The sequence below is a fragment of the Prolinoborus fasciculus genome, from assembly GCF_056724605.1.
The window spans coordinates 1-3,600 of sequence record NZ_JBWZQN010000111.1; the positions used below are offsets into that span (position 1 = coordinate 1).

General features: G+C 36.8%; 5 protein-coding genes. 1 reads left to right on the forward strand and 4 read right to left on the reverse strand.

The features are described from left to right. Nucleotides 1-335 precede the first annotated feature (335 nt). From AC1P5O_RS16240 to AC1P5O_RS16250, 3 genes are all read right to left on the reverse strand, one after another. Nucleotides 336-710, reverse strand: a complete 375-nt coding sequence (locus AC1P5O_RS16240; protein WP_004279626.1) for a GvpU-like protein — start codon at nt 708-710, stop codon at nt 336-338. 208 nt (nt 711-918) lie between these two features. Further along, nucleotides 919-1,569, reverse strand: a complete 651-nt coding sequence (locus tag AC1P5O_RS16245) for a hypothetical protein (protein WP_004279625.1) — start codon at nt 1,567-1,569, stop codon at nt 919-921. 52 nt (nt 1,570-1,621) lie between these two features. Continuing rightward, a complete protein-coding gene (locus tag AC1P5O_RS16250) occupies nt 1,622-2,182 on the reverse strand; it encodes a hypothetical protein (RefSeq protein WP_004279623.1) in 561 nt (186 codons plus the stop codon). A 500-nt stretch (nt 2,183-2,682) separates the two neighbouring features. Here AC1P5O_RS16250 and AC1P5O_RS16255 point away from each other — a divergent pair, with 500 nt between their 5' ends. Next, on the forward strand, nt 2,683-2,850 hold the full coding sequence (locus AC1P5O_RS16255; protein WP_004279621.1) for a hypothetical protein: 168 nt from the start codon (nt 2,683-2,685) through the stop codon (nt 2,848-2,850). Nucleotides 2,851-2,879: 29 nt separating this feature from the next. On the opposite strand, the gene AC1P5O_RS16260 is transcribed toward AC1P5O_RS16255, so the two are convergent. Next, nucleotides 2,880-3,221, reverse strand: coding sequence for a hypothetical protein (locus AC1P5O_RS16260; RefSeq protein WP_004730163.1), 342 nt, complete (start codon nt 3,219-3,221; stop codon nt 2,880-2,882). Nucleotides 3,222-3,600 lie beyond the last annotated feature (379 nt).

The window sequence follows — 3,600 nt, forward strand, 5'->3', positions numbered from 1 at the left end:
CTGGACAAAATGACTCCAGATGAGTTTTACTATGACCAGCTACCACAACAAAATAAGGTAGCTTAACTAGAGCAGAATATCACTTATAAATAAGCTTTTAGTTGTTCAAACAAGTGGGACCACCTCTGTCCAGCGCCTTAATGCTTTACTTTCTGATAATTGATTCATTGCTTTATCAACCTTTAAATCTAGGTTAAAATTCATCTATGGTTTGCTTCCTTCTGCCATAAGGTTGTGAACACAAAAAAGCCCGTGACTCGTAATCATGGGCTTTTTGCTTTTTTTGGGTATAAAAAAAGCCCACCGAAGTGAGCTTATGCAATAATTAAAAGAGTCTATTGGCTAGATTGCAGCATTCCGAGATTAAATGCATCTACCGAGTCTATGTTGACTATTATACTTGTTTGGCTTGAAGGAACTTTAACCCCATTCACCCAATACGCAGCATTTTTTAGATGAAGATATTGAAGTTCATCCATTGGCGTTTCTGGAATTTCGCCTTTTTCTTCGACTATCTGTGCATCAATAATATCTACATGATGTTTTAAGATTACATTCTGTTCGAGAGTGAAAAACTCACTTCTTGATATTAATTCACCACTAATCAACTGGCCATTTACACTTAAAGTAATAGGTAGTGTTTGCTTCTTTTCTACAACGATAGAATCATTTGCATTAACAACAAGCACTCTTAATAAACCGTTTTTCATATTTATCCCTATAATTTTTTAAACCTTGCTGCAATTTCTCTTCATGTGATAGAGAAATCTTTTCGCCTTTTGTACTATATAATCAATTTTCAGGTTAGTTCTAATCCTTAACCATAATTACACGCAAGTTGTTATGAAGGGCTTGAGAATCTAAAAGCGATTCTCAAATATGAGAAGCATCAAAAAAGCACCCTAGGGTGCTTTTGCTTCATACGCTGCTCATATTCTGAGTAGGCTTGCACCTAATATATTCTTTTTTGGCCTGCTCAACCTGTTTCTCATAATCAATAAATTTTATTTGAGCTGCTGCCTCTCCCTCTTTCCCTCTCATGAAATCTAAATAGGCCTCAATCTGAGAGTTCATAGCAGCAACATATAAAATCCTAGTTGTTTCCATACATCCAGCATATGATTCGGCTGCAAGCCTTCTTTTGATTTCTTGTAGTTTGGCAACTGGTTGGGCTAGTGCTATCCGACCAGTTGAGGCTGCTACTTTTTCTGCATCCTCCCATTCAGAAAAAATTTCGTTAAAAACCTTTATATGTTGGGGATTGGTAATGGTTACATTATCAACTTTAACTTCAGCGACTTTTTGTGCATCGTCTGGATCTATACCAGCATTTAGCAACTCAGCTTTAGCTTCACTGATTTTTTTATCCCTCTCTGCTTGAGCAGCAACTAGTTTTTCAGCTTCATTCTGTTGGTATTTCCCCCAAGCAAAATATCCAGCACCGAAAACAATAAGTGCTATGACGATCAAAATTACTGGGCTGTTTTTGTATTCCTTGCCGCATGTTTTGCAATGAGTATCAGTAGGCCTCATTGGCTTTTTACACGATTTACAAAATTTTATAGCCACTATAATCCCCTAAATTATTATTTCCACATCATAACTTTAGGGTGCTACTTGATCAATCAGAAACCATTTCTTTCTTGAATGATTCAAAGCCCTTTTTGTCAGACTGTGCCACACGACCAGCAACGGCGTTATTGAAGATTCCCTGCTTATACAGCTTGTTTGCTGCTTTGACATAACCTTGGAATGCGCCGTAGGTCATTTCCATGATTTCACTGTGCCGATGGCCCATTGATACCAGAAACTGGAATGAATCAAACCAGGTGGAGTCATCTTTCTTTTTAATGCCACGTTTAGGCTTTTCGTATTTGAAGTAAGCTTGGTTGATCAGAAGTACCGCCTTAAGTAGCTCTTTAAATCCCTGCTCATCAGCAGCAAGTTCTACCAGTGATTCATTGTTCAGATCAGTGACACATGCCATGGTCGAAATGACCTGTACACCATGAGCCTTGAATAGCCCTGTCAAAATCTCATCTGAATGATTCTGGTCTTTGATGAAGTTCTTAATCAACTCAGCATGCATTGCCCAGGTATCAAAGTCTTTCATCTGGATCTGGCGGACTTCAATGTCATTGATTTTGATGCTTCGATTTGTTGCTAGGAAAAAGTCATTCATGATGGAATCTCGAGATAAATTTTATGCATTAAAAAAGCACCCGGAGGTGCTTTTCTTTTAACTTTAATAAAGGCTGAATTCTATAAAGTCCAACTACCACCTTGTCCCATCTCATAAACGATGAAAATTAAGGCTAGTACCATTAGTATGACAACAACGATTTCTGTTTTCGTTAGCATTTTCGGTGCTCCACTTTTCATCATTCATATGATAAGCAAAGCAAACAATTAATAACATAAATATTACAAAAAAATTATTGGATGTTACAAAGATTTAGAAGTTAGGGAAGTTTCTTTAGAGTGTAGCTACCTACTGAAGCATTCAAACATTTCGTTAAGCAACTCAACAAAAAGTTTCAACCGAAAAGCATTCTTACGCAAAACTAGATCCTTCTAACTCTAGCCTTGAATATCTTACATATCCCGACATAGCTGATACATCCGTGATTTAAATCATTCTCTACACTGAATTTAAGCTTTAGAGACGTAGAGGAAATTCAAATGAAAAAGTATTCGAAAATTCTAATATTGGCTTTATTCGGATTCACTGGCACCGCAGCTATTGCATCAGAACCACCAATTGAAGCTACTGCTGCAGCTGAAGCACAACAGGTTGCTTTAGAGCATGCAAGGAAGCAAGCAAACACACCCGAATCATCTGATGAATAAAGTAAAGCCCTCAAATGAGGGCCTTATAATTATTTATTCCAACTTGGTGTGCAGGAGCTTTTCCATGAAAGCTCAAATTGCTTTGGATCCATCTGATTTTCTACAAGCACTATATTCTTTTCAAGCACAATGAAACGCTGGAAATCAATATCTGTGCCCCCTACTTCCTTATAGCTAACTTCCCCACAATCCCCGACTTGATTCCGGAACTTAGCTGAATCAGGATTGGGAATGAATTCTTTAGTGGCTTCTTTTGCAAATTCAAGCTGTTCTTTCTTGATTGTTTCTAGATCAGGTTGCTGACCGTTAGATTCTCTGTGTCCGCAACCCGCTAAAATCATAATAAAAAATAATAGGCCTAAATTTTTCATAATATCCCCTTGCGTTAAGGGCGTCACTTTACATCACTTTTCAAATTTATCTAACGCCTAGGAAGGTAACTTTGTAAAGTTGTGTTTAGCTATTTTGACTCTCATTCAATATTAATTTTAGATAACAAGTTTAAAAATCCCATCTATCAAAAACCTCCCGAAGGAGGTTCTTGGCTTACTAACTTACTGACATACAAGATAAATAATAGTAGAAATAATTATTACGGCTAGGATGGAGACAAATATTTCTATTTTAACCTGAGTTCGACATAAAAAATAAATAAAAAAAAGCCTTAGCATCTGTAATATCTTGGTTACGAAGACAAAACATTTCAGAGCAAGGCTTTTTCATGGACTATATTACCGAATTATTTTGTAT

Excerpts from the sequence above, each read along its gene's own strand:
- AC1P5O_RS16240 (WP_004279626.1), bottom strand. The coding sequence starts at position 710 with ATGAAAAACGGTTTATTAAGAGTGCTTGTTGTTAATGCAAATGATTCT.
- AC1P5O_RS16250 (WP_004279623.1), bottom strand. The coding sequence starts at position 2,182 with ATGAATGACTTTTTCCTAGCAACAAATCGAAGCATCAAAATCAATGAC.
- AC1P5O_RS16255 (WP_004279621.1), top strand. The coding sequence starts at position 2,683 with ATGAAAAAGTATTCGAAAATTCTAATATTGGCTTTATTCGGATTCACT.
- AC1P5O_RS16260 (WP_004730163.1), bottom strand. The coding sequence starts at position 3,221 with ATGAAAAATTTAGGCCTATTATTTTTTATTATGATTTTAGCGGGTTGC.